Source organism: Peptococcaceae bacterium 1198_IL3148 (assembly GCA_036763105.1).
Lineage (GTDB): Bacteria > Bacillota > Desulfotomaculia > Desulfotomaculales > Desulfohalotomaculaceae > JBAIYS01.
Genome location: JBAIYS010000066.1, coordinates 1 through 257, shown reverse-complemented (window position 1 = coordinate 257; position 257 = coordinate 1). Strand labels below are relative to the sequence as shown.

The window sequence follows — 257 nt, the reverse complement described above, 5'->3', positions numbered from 1 at the left end:
TCGGTTCGAGCCTCCACTGAATTTTACTTCAGCTTCACTCTGACCATGGGTAGATCACCCGGTTTCGGGTCTACTTCAACAAACTATGCGCCCTGTTCAGACTTGCTTTCGCTGCGGCTCCGACTTTCCTGTCTTAACCTCGCTTGTTAATGTAACTCGCCGGTCCGTTCTACAAAAAGTACGCCGTCACACTTTTAACGTGCTTCGACTGCTTGTAGGCACATGGTTTCAGGTTCTCTTTCACTCCCCTCCCGGGG

1 rRNA gene is annotated in these 257 nt (G+C 51.0%); it reads right to left on the bottom strand.

Annotated elements, in window-relative coordinates:
* A 23S ribosomal RNA gene (locus V6C27_14920) occupies nt 1-257 on the bottom strand; the annotation flags it as partial.